The 14,247-nt window shown below is 64.5% G+C and carries 14 protein-coding genes; 6 read left to right on the forward strand and 8 right to left on the reverse strand.

Annotation, left to right across the window (positions count from 1 at the left end; translation table 11 throughout):
- Positions 1-101 precede the first annotated feature (101 nt).
- On the forward strand, positions 102-671 hold the full coding sequence (locus tag PSELUDRAFT_RS05415; RefSeq protein ID WP_088965872.1) for a DUF4337 domain-containing protein: 570 nt from the start codon (positions 102-104) through the stop codon (positions 669-671).
- On the opposite strand, the gene PSELUDRAFT_RS05420 is transcribed toward PSELUDRAFT_RS05415, so the two are convergent.
- The 4 genes from PSELUDRAFT_RS05420 to PSELUDRAFT_RS05435 all read right to left on the reverse strand — a co-directional run bounded on the left by PSELUDRAFT_RS05420 (position 668) and on the right by PSELUDRAFT_RS05435 (position 5,060).
- Positions 668-1,363 (reverse strand): alpha/beta hydrolase, encoded by a 696-nt coding sequence (locus PSELUDRAFT_RS05420; RefSeq protein WP_088965873.1) that lies wholly within the window; start codon positions 1,361-1,363, stop codon positions 668-670. The genes PSELUDRAFT_RS05415 and PSELUDRAFT_RS05420 overlap by 4 nt on opposite strands.
- A 167-nt stretch (positions 1,364-1,530) precedes the next feature.
- Positions 1,531-3,516, reverse strand: a complete 1,986-nt coding sequence (locus PSELUDRAFT_RS05425; RefSeq protein ID WP_088965874.1) for a tetratricopeptide repeat protein — start codon at positions 3,514-3,516, stop codon at positions 1,531-1,533.
- Positions 3,517-3,651: 135 nt separating this feature from the next.
- Complete coding sequence (locus PSELUDRAFT_RS05430; RefSeq protein ID WP_088965875.1) at positions 3,652-4,542, reverse strand: DMT family transporter; 891 nt, start codon at positions 4,540-4,542, stop codon at positions 3,652-3,654.
- Positions 4,543-4,544: 2 nt separating this feature from the next.
- Positions 4,545-5,060, reverse strand: a complete 516-nt coding sequence (locus PSELUDRAFT_RS05435; protein ID WP_088965876.1) for a MarR family winged helix-turn-helix transcriptional regulator — start codon at positions 5,058-5,060, stop codon at positions 4,545-4,547.
- 80 nt (positions 5,061-5,140) lie between these two features.
- Between PSELUDRAFT_RS05435 and PSELUDRAFT_RS05440 the strand changes: the two genes are divergently transcribed.
- Positions 5,141-6,016, forward strand: a complete 876-nt coding sequence (locus PSELUDRAFT_RS05440; RefSeq protein WP_088965877.1) for an EamA family transporter — start codon at positions 5,141-5,143, stop codon at positions 6,014-6,016.
- Here the strand turns inward: PSELUDRAFT_RS05440 and PSELUDRAFT_RS05445 are convergent, their stop codons facing one another.
- The 3 genes from PSELUDRAFT_RS05445 to rarD all read right to left on the reverse strand — a co-directional run bounded on the left by PSELUDRAFT_RS05445 (position 6,017) and on the right by rarD (position 8,181).
- A complete protein-coding gene (locus tag PSELUDRAFT_RS05445) occupies positions 6,017-6,676 on the reverse strand; it encodes an alanyl-tRNA editing protein (RefSeq protein ID WP_088965878.1) in 660 nt (219 codons plus the stop codon).
- Positions 6,673-7,122: a GNAT family N-acetyltransferase gene (locus PSELUDRAFT_RS05450; protein ID WP_088965879.1), complete on the reverse strand. Its 450-nt coding sequence runs from the start codon at positions 7,120-7,122 to the stop codon at positions 6,673-6,675. Before PSELUDRAFT_RS05450 ends, PSELUDRAFT_RS05445 begins: the two co-directional genes overlap by 4 nt.
- A gap of 150 nt (positions 7,123-7,272) precedes the next feature.
- Positions 7,273-8,181 (reverse strand): EamA family transporter RarD, encoded by a 909-nt coding sequence (gene rarD / locus PSELUDRAFT_RS05455; protein ID WP_088968396.1) that lies wholly within the window; start codon positions 8,179-8,181, stop codon positions 7,273-7,275.
- Between the two features lie 366 nt (positions 8,182-8,547).
- Here rarD and PSELUDRAFT_RS05460 point away from each other — a divergent pair, with 366 nt between their 5' ends.
- The 3 genes from PSELUDRAFT_RS05460 (at position 8,548) to PSELUDRAFT_RS05470 (ending at position 13,171) form a co-directional block, all read left to right on the forward strand.
- A complete protein-coding gene (locus PSELUDRAFT_RS05460) occupies positions 8,548-12,039 on the forward strand; it encodes an indolepyruvate ferredoxin oxidoreductase family protein (RefSeq protein WP_088965880.1) in 3,492 nt (1,163 codons plus the stop codon).
- A 208-nt stretch (positions 12,040-12,247) separates the two neighbouring features.
- Positions 12,248-12,688 carry a DUF488 family protein gene (locus tag PSELUDRAFT_RS05465; RefSeq protein WP_088965881.1) on the forward strand — a complete coding sequence of 147 codons (441 nt, stop codon included), beginning with the start codon at positions 12,248-12,250 and terminating at the stop codon, positions 12,686-12,688.
- A gap of 33 nt (positions 12,689-12,721) precedes the next feature.
- Positions 12,722-13,171, forward strand: a complete 450-nt coding sequence (locus tag PSELUDRAFT_RS05470; protein WP_088965882.1) for a MarR family winged helix-turn-helix transcriptional regulator — start codon at positions 12,722-12,724, stop codon at positions 13,169-13,171.
- 24 nt (positions 13,172-13,195) lie between these two features.
- Here PSELUDRAFT_RS05470 and PSELUDRAFT_RS05475 read toward each other — a convergent pair whose 3' ends face one another.
- Positions 13,196-13,423 (reverse strand): hypothetical protein, encoded by a 228-nt coding sequence (locus PSELUDRAFT_RS05475; protein ID WP_088968397.1) that lies wholly within the window; start codon positions 13,421-13,423, stop codon positions 13,196-13,198.
- A 214-nt stretch (positions 13,424-13,637) separates the two neighbouring features.
- Between PSELUDRAFT_RS05475 and PSELUDRAFT_RS05480 the strand changes: the two genes are divergently transcribed.
- A complete protein-coding gene (locus PSELUDRAFT_RS05480; protein WP_088965883.1) occupies positions 13,638-14,201 on the forward strand; it encodes a YIP1 family protein in 564 nt (187 codons plus the stop codon).
- Positions 14,202-14,247 lie beyond the last annotated feature (46 nt).

Here is a 14,247-nt window from a genome sequence, read left to right on the forward strand (position 1 = left end):
GCCTGGCCGTTTGCTTTGCTGGCTTGCTACGTTTGGTTGCAACAGCCGGCGCGCCGCCGCCGGATACTTGTCGTTATCGAAACAATGGCGAGGAACGGGCAATGGAAGTGGAACTGAGCGTGGAAGGCCGCCAGCGGCGGATCAACACCGCGGTGGCGATGACGGTGGTGCTGCTGTCGGTATTCATGGGCATCGCCAAGATCAAGGACGACAACCTGGTGCAGGCCATGCAGCTGGCCAAGTCGGACGCGGTCGATCTGTGGTCGGAATACCAGAGCCGCAGCATCAAGAAATCGCTGGCCGAAAGCACGCTGCAGCAGCTGGATATCGCCGCTGCGGCCAACCCGGCGCTGACTGCGCCGCTGGCTCGCCAGCGCAGCGAACTGCAGCAGAAGATCGCCGCCTACAACCAGGCGATTCCGGCCACTGCCGCCAAGGCCAAGGACCGCGAGGCGGAATACAACCGGCTGAATTTCCACGACGACCAGTTCGACCTCAGCGATGCGGCGATTTCCATCGCCATCGCCTGTGCGGCGGTGGCGGCGCTGGTGGAAATGTGGCTGCCGCTACTGGTGGCCTGGGGCTTTGCCGCCTTCGGCATGGTATTCGGCGTAGCCGGTTTTGCCGGCTGGATGCTGCACCCGGACTGGCTGATGAATCTGCTGAGTTAATCCGCCAGCCAGCTACCTGCCACCAGCCAGGCGGCAAAATCGTGCGCCATCTCGGTGCTGAGCTGGTGTCCGCCGGGGTAGCGCTGCAGCTGGTGCGGCACGCCAAGGTCGCTCAGCCAGGCGGTGGCGCGCTCGGCCCAGGCAATCGGCAGCTTGTCGTCCAGCTCGCCGTGGCCGATGAAGGCAGATAGCTGCGCCAAGTCTGCCGGTTCGCCGATGATGGGCGCAATTTCCGGCAGGATGCGCCCGCTGAGCAGGCCGAAGCCGGCCACCTGCTGCGGCGCGGTCAGTGCCACGCCGGCACTCATGATGCCGCCCTGGCTGAAGCCGGCCAGCACGGTATGTGCGGCATCGATGCCGTACTGCTGCTGCAGGCTGGCACACAGCTGCAGCAATTGCTGGCGGCTGCGCTCGGCCTGCTGCGCATCGATACGCGGGCCGTTCGGCCCGAAACTCACCTGGAACCAGCCATACTGCTGCGGCCCGAAGGTCAATGGCGCGCGCAGCAACACCAGCTGCACCCGCTCGTCCAGCAGCGGCTGCAGGCCGGCAAGATTCAGCTCGTTGCCACCCACGCCATGCAGCAGCAGCAACAGCACTTTGGCCGGCTGCCGGCTCGCCCGTGGCAGGGCGCGGTAGATCAGGCCGGAAGCGGCGTCTTCGATGGCGGGTGGCAGGCTGCTGGTGCTCATGGCGGATCTCGGTCGATAAGTGGGGATACGGCATTGTGCGATGCGCCGGCAAGTGAATAAACACGCTGCCGGTAAAGGAATTGTTGCCGTTGGTGACACAATGGCAGTGCGGTGGCCGGTGTTGTGTAGCGGATATGGCTGCAGTGCCTGGAGCCAGGGCGACAAACTTATTTCAATTTGATTTTTGCTTGGGAATGCCCTTGTTCTGCAGCCTTGCGGAACCAGCTTTGCGCTTGCGACTCATCCTTTGCTACGCCGGAACCGTCCTGATAAAGCAGGCCCAGTTTGAATTGGGCATCGGGCAGCCCCTGTTCGGCTGCCTGCCGATACAGGGCAATTGCCTGTTCCATATCCTTGTCTACGCTCCAGCCCCACTCGTACATCCGGCCAAGATTCAACTGTGCTTGCGGCAAGCCCTGCGCTACGGCTTTGCGGTACCACTCAACCGCAAGTGCAGTATCAATGGGCACACCACGCCCGTTGTCGTACATCTCCGCCAGCGCGTTCTGGGCGCGGGCGTCGCCCTGAGCTGCGGATCTGGCGTACCACTGGCGTGCCAGCTGCAAATCGCGCAGCACGCCCCAGCCATTGGCGTACATCACGCCAAGGTAATACTGGGCGATGCTGTCACCCTGCTCGGCGGCCTTGCGGTACCAGAAGGCCGCCTGGTCGGTGCTCTGCGGCATGCCCTTGCCGGCGTCGTGCATCAAACCGATCAGACGCTGGGCCACCGCATCGCCCTGCACTGCCGCCTGGCGGTATTTTTCCGCTGCCAGGATCTCGTCCTTGCTCAGGCCATAATCGTTCTCGAAAAGCGATTTGAAATAGATTTCAGCGATAGGGTTTCCGCCATCAATTGCCTTTTGATACCAGTAGGCAGCAGCACCAAAATCCATGGTTGTCCCCTGACCCCGTTCATACATTCTGGCCAGGCTGCCTTGGGCATAGATTTCCCCTTGTTCTGCCGCCTTGCGATACCACATGAATGCCTCGGTATCATTGTGTGGTACGCCTTCGCCAGATGCATATTTCTGGGCCAAGTTGGCTTGTGACGCAGCGTGACCTTGCTCGGCTGCTTTGCGGTACCACATCGCAGCTTCAACATCATCTTGTGCTCCCCCGCGGCCAGAGTCGTGCATATATGCCAGGGTGTACTGAGCACTGGCATATCCTTGCTTGGCTGCTTTGTAAAACCAGAGGGTGGCAGCTTTGTAGTCCTGTTTTATGCCAATGCCATTTAGCAACATTGCTCCCAAGTTATATTGTGATTGCGCATCACCCTGTTCGGCCGCCTTGCGAAACCAGACAAAAGCTTCATTACTATCTTGAGTAACCCCTTTGCCTTCCAGATACAGTGCGCCGAGGCTGAGTTGTGCCGCTGGCAAATTTTGTGCTGCCGCCTTGCGGAACCAGCTCAGGGCGGTCTGGTAATCCCGAGGTACTCCTCGCCCGAGTTCGTACAGGACCCCCAGATTACTCTGGGCGATGGCAATCCCCTGCTCGGCGGCCATGCGGAACCATGTCACTGCTGCGGCATCATCCTGTACCAAACCTCTGCCTTCCAGCATCATTAACCCGAGGTTGTGCTGCGCACTAGGATTGCCCTGACTGGCTGCCTTGCGAAACCAGGTGACAGCTTCCTCGTCATTTTTCTGTGTACCCCAGCCGTTCATATACATCACGCCAAGAGCGTTTTGTGCTTCGGCAAAGCCCTGTGCCACAGCCTTGCGAAACCAGGTGACGGCCTCCTCGTCATTTTTCTGTGTACCCAAGCCGTTCATATACATCACGCCAAGAGCGTTTTGTGCTTCGGCAAAGCCCTGTACCGCAGCCTTGCGATACCAGGCGAGAGCCTCGCCATAATTTTTGGTCACCCCTTGACCGTTCTGGTACAGCACAGCAAGGTTGTGCTGCGCCTCGGCCAAACCTTGCTCAGCGGCTTTGCGATACCACCGTGCCTCCTCGGCAAAATTCTGCGGCACTCCATTGCCTGTTTCGTAGCGGTAACCCAGTCGGAACTGGGCCATGGCATCGCCTTTCTCGGCTGCGATCTGTTCGATGGGTGGGGTGGCAGGTGTGGCGAGGGTGGCGTACGCAGCGGTGGGCAAGAGTATGGCGGACAGTAATGCAGCTAGCGGGGTGAGAGTCTTCATCCTGCAATATCCATCAGTAAATGAAACGGGCAGGCGTACAGCATACGGTAAGTGCTGACTGGGTAGTCTGTATTTATGACAAAAAAATGCGGCCAACCTTTGGGAAAAGGTTGGCCGCAAGTATGTGAAGCCGTCTCAGCGCAGCACGATCAGCATGCTGCCGGCCACGCTGGCAGCGGCGCCCAGCCAGGCCAGGGTGGGAGGGCGCTGGCCCATTACCGCCCACAGCATGGGCAGGATCATCACCGGGGTCATTGCCGACAGCATGCCCACGGTGGCGACGTTGCCGCCTTTCAGTGCCAGCATCACCAGCGTCATGCCCACGCCCTGGCCGACCAGGCCGTTGAGCACGGTCTGGCCGAACAGCCGCGGCGCCAGCGGGCTTTGCAGCCGCGCGTGGCGGTTGCCGCTGGCCCACAGCAGCCAGTGCGCCGCGCAGCTGACGGCGATGCGCAGGCCGTTGGCGGCAATCGGGTCGATGCCGGCGGCCATCACCGGCTTGGCAAGAAAGGTGCCCAGCGCCTGGCATAGAGCGGCGGTCAGCGCCAGGGCCACGCCCAGCTTGAGGCCGTGGGTGTTTTCCCAGTGGTGTTGCTGGCTGTCGCGGCGGCCGAAGGCGATGGCGCACAGCACGCCGGCGAACACCAGCAGGCTGCCGGCCGCCGCCGCCAGGCTCAGCCTTTCGCTGAGCAGCAGCACGCCCAGGCTTACCGAGAACACCGAATGGGTGGCGAACAGCAGGCCGGTGCGGCGCGGGCCGATGCGGTTCATGGCTGCGAACATCAGCGTGTCGCCGAGGAAGATGCCGGTAAGGCCGGAGGCGGCCAGCAGTGCCAGCTGGCTGGCGCTGAGCATCTGCCAGCCGCCGCCGGCCAGTGCAATGCCGCCCAGCAGCACGGTGAGCAGGCTCAGGCGGATGCGGGTGAAGCCGAAGGAGCCCAGCTGCCGCGACGGCGTGGCACCGATGATGGAGCTGAGTGCCCAGCAGGTGGCGGCACCCAGTGCCGCCAGGTCGTAGAACTGCATATTCAGTCTCCCGGGGTTTCCAGTAGTGCCAGCAGGCGGATCAGCCCCTGTTCCAGCTGCGCGCGTTCCGCCGCCGCCAGCGGCGCCAGGATGGCGTGTTCGTTGGCCACGTGTGCGGCTACCGCCTCGTCGATCAGTGCCAGGCCGGCGGCGCTGAGCTGCACCAGCTGGCTGCGGGCATCGTCCGGGTTGGGCAGGCGGCCGATCAGGCCGCGGCCTTCCAGCTGCTGCAGCTGGCGGGTCATGGTGCCGGAGGTGATCATCAGCGTGCGGAACAGCGCGGTGGGTGCCAGGCAGTAGGGGCTGCCGGCGCGGCGCAGGGTGGCCAGCACGTCGAATTCCCAGCTGCTGAGGCCGAAGCGGGCGAAGGTTTCGTCCAGCCGGCCGCGCAGCAGCGCGGTGCAGCGGCCCAGGCGGCCGATGATGCCCATCGGGCTGGCATCCAGATCCGGCCGCTCGCGCTGCCATTGCTGCAGGATGGCGGCGACGGCGTCGCCGGGAGTGGCAGTGCTGTCCATGCCTGTTCCTCGTAATTTGTCTTGAATTCAAGATGATTCTGCGATAGCGTGAATTATATCTTGAATTCAAGGTAATTGAGATGGCTACCACCCGCTTCTGGCGCGATGTCGCCGTTACCGCACTGGCGCCCGCGATCTGGGGCTCCACCTACATTGTCACCACCGAACTGCTGCCGCCGGAACGGCCATTCACCGCCGCGCTGCTGCGGGTATTGCCGGCGGGCCTGCTGCTGCTGGCCTGGACCCGCACCCGGCCGCGCCCCGGCGAATGGTGGCGGCTATGGCTGCTGTCGGCGCTGAACATCGGTGTGTTCCAGGCGCTGCTGTTCGTGGCGGCCTACCGGCTGCCCGGCGGCATCGCCGCGGTGATCGGCGCCTGCCAGCCGCTGCTGATCATGGCATTGCTGTGGCTGGCGGAGCGGCAGCCGCCACGGCGCCTGGCCCTGCTGGCCGCCTGCGGCGGCATGGCGGGCATGGCCCTGTTGTTGTTGTCGTCGGCAGCGCACTGGGACGGCCCCGGTGTGCTGGCCGCCCTGGCCGGCGCCGGCTGCATGGCCAGCGGTACCTACCTTACCCGCCGCTGGGGCAGCAGCCTGCCGGTGCTGGCGCTGACCGGCTGGCAACTGCTGCTGGGCGGTGTGTTGCTGGCGCCGCTGGCCTGGTTGCTGGATCCGCCGCTGCCGGTGCTGGCTGCACGGCAATGGCTGGGTTACGGCTATCTGTCGCTGGCCGGTGCGCTGCTGGCCTACGCGTTGTGGTTCCGCGGCGTGGCGCGGCTGCCGCCGGTGGCGGTGTCGTCGCTGGGCCTGCTCAGCCCGTTGTGCGCGGTGCTGCTGGGCTGGCTGCTGCTGGGACAGTCGCTGGGCGGCTGGGCGCTGTGCGGCTTGCTGCTGGTGTTGGGCAGCGTGCTGGCGGTGCAGTGGAGCAGCCAGCGGCCGGCACCGCACCGGGCTTGATCAGCTGTCAGCCGGGGGCTCGTCCAGCAGGGTAATCTCCACCCGCTCCTTGCCCTTGCCCACGTTTTTGCGTTTCAGCGCGATGCGGCCAACCTCGCCGGTGCGCTGCAGGTGGGTGCCGCCGCAGGGTACGCGGCAGTAGTCGGGTACTTCCCAGTAGCGGCGCTCGCTGGCGGTATCGGAAAACGCGCTGATGATGGCAGAGTCGGCGTCGATCAGCGCCTGCACCCTGGCTGTGATGGCGGCCAGGTGCGGGGTGATCGGCTGTGGCAGCGCAAAGTCGATGCGCGCCTTGTGTTCGCCGATGTGGGCGCCGATTTTTTCCACGCCGTCGAAGTCGCGGTAGATGGTTTCCAGCGTCAGCTCGGCGGCGAAGTGCAGCCGCATCAGCCGGTAGCGGCGCGGCCAGTCGATGCGCACGTTTACCGCGTCGCCAGCGTACAGGCCGTGGCCATCGGCCAGGGTGTAGACGATGTCATGGCCATGCTTTTCCGCCTGCAACACCGGCTGGCCGGCAATGCTGCCGCTGTCGCTCTCCTGGCCGCCGCTTTCGGCGTAGAAGATGGTTGCCTGCAGCGTGATGCGGTTGCCATCCACGCTGGCGACGCGGGTGGCGAGTTCGCTCTGGTACGGGTCGTCCCAGAAGGTCTTGTGCGTCATGCCGGTTTGCCCTGGGCGGCCAGACGCTGGTAGATGTCCGGTTCCACCTTTTCCATGATGCGTTCCGGCGCACTCAGTTCGGCAAAGCCGTACTGCGCGTACAGGCCGTGGGCGTCGGCGGTGGCCAGCATGAAGCGGCGCAGGTTCTGCAGCTGCGGGTGGGCCTGGATATAGCCCATCAGCGCCTTGCCCACGCCCTGGCCGCGTACGCTGTCCAGTACGAACACATCGCCCAGGTAGGCGAAGGTGGCGTAGTCGCTGATCACCCGCGCGAAGGCTACCTGCTGGCCGTGTTCGTCGTAGCCGCCGATGCACAGCGCACCGTCCAGCGAGCGTTCGAAGATGTCGCGCGGCAGGCCGCGCGCCCAGTAGGATTCGCCGCTCAGGTAGCGGTACACCATGTCGCGGTCCAGCCGCTGCTTGTCGGTATCGAATTCGATGCTCATCTCGGTCCCCCTCCTCACAGCCTGTAACGCTACTGCCGGTATCGGGCGGCGGCAAGCACTGCCGGCTGAACACTGTGTGATGCAGGCGGTCAAAAACAATGCGGCCAACCCGTTGCCAGGTTGGCCGCATGATCCGCTTGCTGTTGCTGCTTACGCACGCTGCAGCTGGCGTTCCTTCCAGTAGCTCAGCAGGCCGTGGCCGGAGTACAGCGCCAGCGCCAGCCAGATCAGCGCGAAGCCGATGGCATGCGCCTGGTCGAACGGCTCGCCGTACAGCCACACGCCCAGCGCCAGCACCAGGGTAGGCGCCAGGTACTGGATCAGGCCGACGGTGGCGAGCTTGAGGCGGCGCGCGCCGCTGGCGAACATCAGCAGCGGTACGGCAGTCACCACGCCGGCGCCCATCAGCAGCGCATCCTTGCCGAATGCCTGGTGGCCGAAGGCGCCGTTGCCCTGCCACTGGAACCACAGCAGCAGGCCCAGCGCCAGCGGGGTGAGCAGATAGGTTTCCAGCGCGAGCCCTTCCAGCGACGGCAGCGGCGCTTTCTTGCGCAGCAGGCCGTAGCTGCCGAAGGTGCCGGCCAGGCTCAGCGCGATCCACGGCAGTGCGCCGGAATTGAGGGTGATCCACGCCACGCCGACGGCGGCCAGCGCCACGGCGGTGGTCTGCACGCGGTTCAGCCGTTCGTGCAGGAAGATGCGCCCCAGCAGCACGTTCACCAGCGGGTTGATGAAGTAGCCCAGGCTGCTTTCCACCACATGGCCGGCGTTTACCGCCCAGATGTAGATCAGCCAGTTGCCGGACAGCAGCAGCGAGGACAGCGCGAAGATGGCCACGCGGCGCGGTTCGCGCAGCGCCTTGCCCAGCCACGCCCAGTTGCGCTGCCACAGCAGGATGAAGGTGACGAACAGCGCCGACCACACCACGCGGTGGCACATGATCTGCAGGGCGGGCACCTGGTGCAGCGGTTTCCAGTACAGCGGAAACAGCCCCCAGATGAAGAAGGCGCCAATGGTGTACAGCACACCGCGGCTGGTTTCGTGATGGGTATTCGACATGATGATGACCAGCGTTGGCCGCATGGGCTTGTGGCCCGGCGGCAGGAATGGAAACTGCACTGTAACCATCTGCCGCACGCTACTCAACCACTGTAGCCAAAACGCAGTGTTCAAGTTGGCACAACGATAGGCACAGGTGCGTTGTGGCTGCCGGTTTTGCTGCGTTGGCACATTTGCCGCAGTCCACTAGGTAGAGACCGCAATAAACGACAAACACTTTGACGTTTACGTTCACGTCAATTAATGTCCGCAGCAGTCGGCGCATAGACGCCTCGCCACCTATAAAGACAGAGAGCCAGCCAGATCGGGACCGCTCACAAGGCCCACCCGACCCGTTGCCACAAGCACAAACATGGAGGAGAAACCATGTCGATTCGCCACGTCGAACTGGAAGACAAGTACACCGCCCCCACCGGCGAAGTGCTGCTGAACGGCATTCAGGCGCTGGTGCGCCTGCCGATGATGCAGCAGGAGCGCGACCGCGCCGCCGGCCTGAACACCGCCGGTTACGTTACCGGCTACCGCGGCTCGCCGCTGGGTAACGTCGACCAGAACATGCAGAAGGCGGAAAAACACCTCGCTGCACACAACGTGGTGTTCCACCCCGGCCTGAACGAAGACCTGGCTGCCACCGCGGTATGGGGCACCCAGCAGGTGAACATGTTCGAAGGCGCCAAGTACGACGGCGTGTACGCCATGTGGTACGGCAAGGGCCCGGGCGTGGACCGCTCCGGCGACGTGATCAAGCACGGCAACGTGGCCGGCACCAGCAAGAATGGTGGCGTGCTGCTGGTGTGCGGCGACGACCATGCCGCCAAATCCTCCACCTTCCCGCACCAGTCCGACCATATCCTGGCCGCCAGCATGATCCCGGTGCTGTCGCCGTCCGGCGTGCAGGAAGTGCTGGACCTGGGCCTGCACGGCTGGGCGATGAGCCGCTATTCCGGCTGCTGGGTGGCGATCAAGGCCATCTCCGACACCGTGGAAAGCTCCGCTGTGGTGGATGTGAGCCCGGAACGGGTGCAGCCGGTGATTCCCGATGACTTCCCGCTGCCGGAAGACGGCCTGTCGATCCGCTGGCCGGACACCCCGCTGGCGCAGGAAAAGCGCGTGCTGCACCACCGCCTGTACGCGGCGCTGGCCTACGCCCGTGTGAACAAACTGAATCACGTCACCCTGGATTCGCCCAAGGCGCGCCTGGGCATCATCACCTGTGGCAAGAGCTACCTGGACGTGATGCAGGCGCTGGACGACCTGGGCATCGATGAAACGTTGGCCGCAGACATCGGCCTGCGCATCTTCAAGGTGGGCATGGTGTGGCCGCTGGAGCCGGAAGGCGTGCGCCAGTTCGCCGAAGGCCTGGACGAGATCCTGGTGGTGGAAGAAAAACGCCAGATCATCGAATACCAGCTGAAGGAACAGCTGTACAACTGGCGCGACGACGTGCGCCCGCGCGTGGTGGGCAAGTTCGCCGAGAAAGGCGAATGGGCACTGCCGCACGGCGACTGGCTGCTGCCGGCGGCCGGCGAGCTGACCCCGGCGATGATCGCCCGCGCCATTGCCAAGCGCCTGGCCAATATCTACGACAGCCCGGTGATTCACGACCGGCTGAAGTTCTACGAAGAAAAAGAAGCGCAGCTGGTGAAGCCGCGCGAGGCCATCGCCCGCGTGCCGCACTACTGCTCCGGCTGCCCGCACAACACCAGTACCCGCGTGCCGGAAGGCAGCCGCGCGGTGGCCGGCATCGGCTGCCACTACATGGCGCACTGGATCGAGGGCGACAGCACCAAGACCTTCACCCAGATGGGCGGCGAAGGCATCACCTGGCTGGGCCAGGCGCCGTTCACCACCACCAAGCACATCTTCACCAACCTGGGCGATGGCACCTACTTCCACTCCGGCCTGCTGGCGATCCGCGCCGCGGTGGCCGGCAAGGTGAACATCACCTACAAGATTCTCTACAACGACGCGGTGGCCATGACTGGCGGCCAGCACGTGGACGGCTACCTGGACGTGCCGATGATCACCCGCCAGGTGCATGCCGAAGGCGTGAGCCGCATCGTGATCACCAGCGACGACCCGGACAAGTACCGCACCGCCCACGGCCTGAAAGAAGGCCTGGCGCCGGGGGTGGAAGTGTTCCATCGCCGCGAGCTGGACCGCATCCAGCGCGAACTGCGCGATGTCGAAGGCACCACTATCCTGATCCACGATCAGACCTGTGCCGCCGAGAAGCGCCGCCGCCGCAAGCGCAAGGAATTCCCGGACCCGGATCGCCGCGCCTTCATCAACGAGCGCGTGTGCGAAGGCTGTGGCGACTGCAGCAAGAAATCCGGCTGCCTGTCGGTGCTGCCGGTGGAAACCGCCATGGGGCGCAAGCGCAAGATCGACCAGAGCAGCTGCAACAAGGACTACAGCTGCGTGGAAGGCTTCTGCCCCAGCTTCGTGTCGGTAGCCGGCGCCAAGCTGAAGAAATCCGGCAGCGGCAAGACCAGCCTGGACAGCATGGGCGAGCTGCCGATGCCGCGCCTGCCGGGTGCGCATGAGCCGTACGGCATCATGGTCACCGGCATCGGCGGTACCGGCGTGGTTACCATCGGCCAGGTGCTGGGCATGGCTGCCCACCTCGACAACAAGGGCGTGACGGTGCTGGACATGGCTGGCCTGGCGCAAAAAGGCGGCTCGGTGTGGTCGCACGTGCGCATCGCTGACAGCCAGCAACAACTGCACGCAGTGCGCATCGCCGCCGGCGACGCCAACCTGGTGCTGGGTTGCGACCTGGTGGTGACCGCCGCCGAGGAAGCCATGGCCAAGATGCGCGACGGTTTCAGCCACGCGGTGGTGAACAACTACGAATCGCCGACCAGCGCCTTCCTGAAAAACCCGGACGTGCGCTTCCCGTCCAAAGCCATGAAGGACGCCATCGTCGAATCGGTGGGTGCGGCCAACTATGCCGAGGTGAACGCCACCCGCATCGCCACCGCCCTGCTGGGCGATGCCATCGCCGCCAATATGTTCATGCTGGGTTACGCCTGGCAGCGCGGCCTGGTACCGGTGTCGCTGGAAGCCATCATGCACGCCATCGAGCTGAACGGCGCCGCGGTGAAATTCAATCAGGATGCCTTCGCCTGGGGCCGTCATGCCGCGCATGACCCGGCAAAAGTGGAAGCGCTGGTGTCGCCGTCTACCGTAGTGCAGTTCGTTCCACGTGAAACCGTGGAAGGCGTGCTGCATCACCGCAGCAAGGAGCTGACGGCCTACCAGAACGACAAGCTGGCCGCCCGCTACAAGGCGCTGGTGGAACGCGTGAAGCAGGCCGAGGAGCAGGTGAACCCGGCCAGCAGCGCGCTGACCCTGGCGGTGGCGAAGAACTACTACCACCTGCTGGCCTACAAGGACGAGTACGAAGTGGCGCGCCTGTACAGCGACGGCGAGTTCCAGCGCGAGCTGGCCGCCCAGTTCGATGGCGACTTCAAGCTGACTTTCCACTTTGGCGCCAGCTGGATGACCGGTCACCAGCCGAAAAAGATCAACCTCGGCCCGTGGGCGCTGAAGGTGATGGGCGTGCTGGCCCGCTTCAAGGGGCTGCGCGGTACCGCGCTGGATCCGTTCGGCTGGCAGAGCGACCGCAAGCTGGAGCGCGAGCTGATCGTCGAGTTCGAGCAGCTGGTGAACGAACTGACTGGCAAGCTCAAGCTGGGCAACCTGGCCACCGCCACCGAGATGATCAAGCAGTACGAAGGCGTGCGCGGCTTCGGCCACGTGAAGGAAGCCGGCCTGAATGTGGCGCGCCAGAAACTGGCCGAACTGCGCAAACAGTTCGAAGCCCTGCCAAGCAGCAAGGGCGCGGCAGCGTAACAGACTACTGATGCTGAAGTAGAGGGTGTTCAGCGGGCCATATGGCCCGCTTTTTTTTTTAACAAATAAAGCCTGAACGAGGCGCTTTTTTCCGGTAACGGTGAAATGTGCGGGGCGGGTGCGCTGGATCAAGGTTTTTGTAGATATATCGTTCTACGATATATTTGTGCAGTCGTGAATAGCGGCCGCCACAGCAAGGAGAACAATCATGGCATCGCGCATCCGCCTGCTGGCTGTAGCCGACTACTGCCAGCGCGCCGACAACGTATTTCTGATTACCGCCAGCTGGCCCACCGGCCTGCCGCGGCGCAGTATCACCCGTGCGCGCTGGCTGCCGCGCGTGGCGCCGGCCGATGGCCTGCTGGCCTGGCTGCGGCGCGACGAAGGCCGCTGGCCGTATTTCTGCGACAGCTACTGGGCCGACCTTGCGGCCAACCCGGCACGCTGGCAGCCGCTCATCGACGCGGTGCGGCAGTACGGCGAAGTGGTGCTGCTGCACGATACCCCGATGGTGGAAGCCAACCCGGTGGTGGCGCTGGTGCAGTTCCTGGAAGCACGGCTGGCGGCGGAAGACTGGCGCGCCGGTGCGGCCTGCCTCGCCTCGCCGGTGTGCTATGCCGCCGAGACCCTTCACGGTGGGGAATTGTGATACCGTGGCGCGGTTTCCCTGCCGCTGCCTGCCATGACCCCGCCTGACACCCTCAGCAAGGACGATTTTCAGCGTCTCGCCGACTTCCGCTACCGCCTGCGCCGCTTCCTGCGTTTCAGCGAAGAACTGGCGCAGGAACATGGCCTGACGCCGCAGCAGTACCAGGTGCTGCTGCAACTGCGCGGCTACCCTGGCCGCGACTGGGCCACGGTGGCCGAGCTGGCCGAGCGGCTGCAGACCCAGCATCACAGCGTGGTGGGGCTGATCAGCCGCTGCGAGGCGCTGAACCTGGTGCAGCGCACGCCGGGGCGCGACGACAAGCGTTGCGTGGAAGTGAGCCTGCTGCCGCTGGGCGAGCAGCTGGTGGAAGAAATGGCGCGCGCGCACCGCGACGAACTGCTGGCACTGCGCCAGCTGGGTGGTTTTGCCTCGCTGGAGCTGCTGCTGCACAGCGGCCCGGGCAGCGAGGAACCCGCCATCTGACCCTTGCGGCCAACGTTGGCCGCATCAGCCGGGGAACAGGCTCAGGCGGCGGGCATCGTCCACCGCCTTTTCCATATCGTGGCTCTCGTCCTGCCACACCCATACCTTGTGCAGGGAATCAAACACCTCCACCAGCCACAGCCCGCCGCGGCAGTCCTGGGCGACCAGGCGCGCGCGGGTGGGACGCTGGTAATTGAAAATCACGGCTTCGCTGGTGGCGGCGGCTGACGGTTTGGCAAAGCGGGCTAGCATGACGCGCTCCTGCATACTGGATTACATGGCATTGCAAAAGGCATGCCTGCTTGCTGCGGCTTGCGGCGTGGTAAATGGCTGCCTGCTGGTGCAAGCCGCATCCGCTTGCAGCACGGCACGCACCAGCTTGAAACCCGGCTTGAATTTATATCGTATCACGATATATTTATGGTACCACCCGTCATTTGCCGGGCACTGCCCAGGGAGTACTGCCATGACCCCGCTTACCCCGTTCCGCATGCTGATGTCGTCCCACCACGGTTGGGATGAGCTATCCACCCGCCACCCGGGCGCAGGCTCCAGCTTCAGCCACGTGGTGCTGCCCGCCTCCACTCTGGCGGCCGCCATGCTGCTGTACGCCGGCCACATCAACGGCCATGTCTATGCGGCCAACCTGTCCATGCTGCGCTGGGATGTAATGGTGGCGCTGTTCTGGTGTGCCTGCTGGGGCAGCGTGCACCTGATGGCAGGCTTCATCCGCATGGCGGTGCATGCCGAAGCGCGCCCGCCGTATGCCGACTGCTACCGGCTGGCGGCGCTGGTGGCACTGCCGATCTGGCTGTCGTCGCTCACCCTGCTGCTGCCGTGGCCGCTGTTCAATGCCGCGGTGGGCGTGCTGGGGCTGCTGGCATCCGGCCTGCTGCTGTACCACGGGCTGGATGCGCTGTTCGAGCACGATGACTCGGTGCGTACCGAAGCGCTGGCCTACACCGTGTTCAGCGTCGGCGCGCTGGTGTGGAGCCTGCTGGTGGCACTGATCCTGCTGCCGTTGCTGTAGGCCTGCCGGGCAAAAAAAGCGCCAGCGGCCGCAGACGGGCGCGCTG

It is taken from the genome of Vogesella sp. LIG4, from assembly GCF_900090205.1.
In the GTDB taxonomy this organism is placed as follows: domain Bacteria; phylum Pseudomonadota; class Gammaproteobacteria; order Burkholderiales; family Chromobacteriaceae; genus Vogesella.

Coding starts and splice junctions, on each gene's coding strand:
- PSELUDRAFT_RS05415 (WP_088965872.1), top strand. CDS start 102: ATGGAAGTGGAACTGAGCGTGGAAGGCCGCCAGCGGCGGATCAACACC.
- PSELUDRAFT_RS05420 (WP_088965873.1), bottom strand. CDS start 1,363: ATGAGCACCAGCAGCCTGCCACCCGCCATCGAAGACGCCGCTTCCGGC.
- PSELUDRAFT_RS05425 (WP_088965874.1), bottom strand. CDS start 3,516: ATGAAGACTCTCACCCCGCTAGCTGCATTACTGTCCGCCATACTCTTG.
- PSELUDRAFT_RS05430 (WP_088965875.1), bottom strand. CDS start 4,542: ATGCAGTTCTACGACCTGGCGGCACTGGGTGCCGCCACCTGCTGGGCA.
- PSELUDRAFT_RS05435 (WP_088965876.1), bottom strand. CDS start 5,060: ATGGACAGCACTGCCACTCCCGGCGACGCCGTCGCCGCCATCCTGCAG.
- PSELUDRAFT_RS05440 (WP_088965877.1), top strand. CDS start 5,141: ATGGCTACCACCCGCTTCTGGCGCGATGTCGCCGTTACCGCACTGGCG.
- PSELUDRAFT_RS05445 (WP_088965878.1), bottom strand. CDS start 6,676: ATGACGCACAAGACCTTCTGGGACGACCCGTACCAGAGCGAACTCGCC.
- PSELUDRAFT_RS05450 (WP_088965879.1), bottom strand. CDS start 7,122: ATGAGCATCGAATTCGATACCGACAAGCAGCGGCTGGACCGCGACATG.
- rarD (WP_088968396.1), bottom strand. CDS start 8,181: ATGTCGAATACCCATCACGAAACCAGCCGCGGTGTGCTGTACACCATT.
- PSELUDRAFT_RS05460 (WP_088965880.1), top strand. CDS start 8,548: ATGTCGATTCGCCACGTCGAACTGGAAGACAAGTACACCGCCCCCACC.
- PSELUDRAFT_RS05465 (WP_088965881.1), top strand. CDS start 12,248: ATGGCATCGCGCATCCGCCTGCTGGCTGTAGCCGACTACTGCCAGCGC.
- PSELUDRAFT_RS05470 (WP_088965882.1), top strand. CDS start 12,722: ATGACCCCGCCTGACACCCTCAGCAAGGACGATTTTCAGCGTCTCGCC.
- PSELUDRAFT_RS05475 (WP_088968397.1), bottom strand. CDS start 13,423: ATGCTAGCCCGCTTTGCCAAACCGTCAGCCGCCGCCACCAGCGAAGCC.
- PSELUDRAFT_RS05480 (WP_088965883.1), top strand. CDS start 13,638: ATGACCCCGCTTACCCCGTTCCGCATGCTGATGTCGTCCCACCACGGT.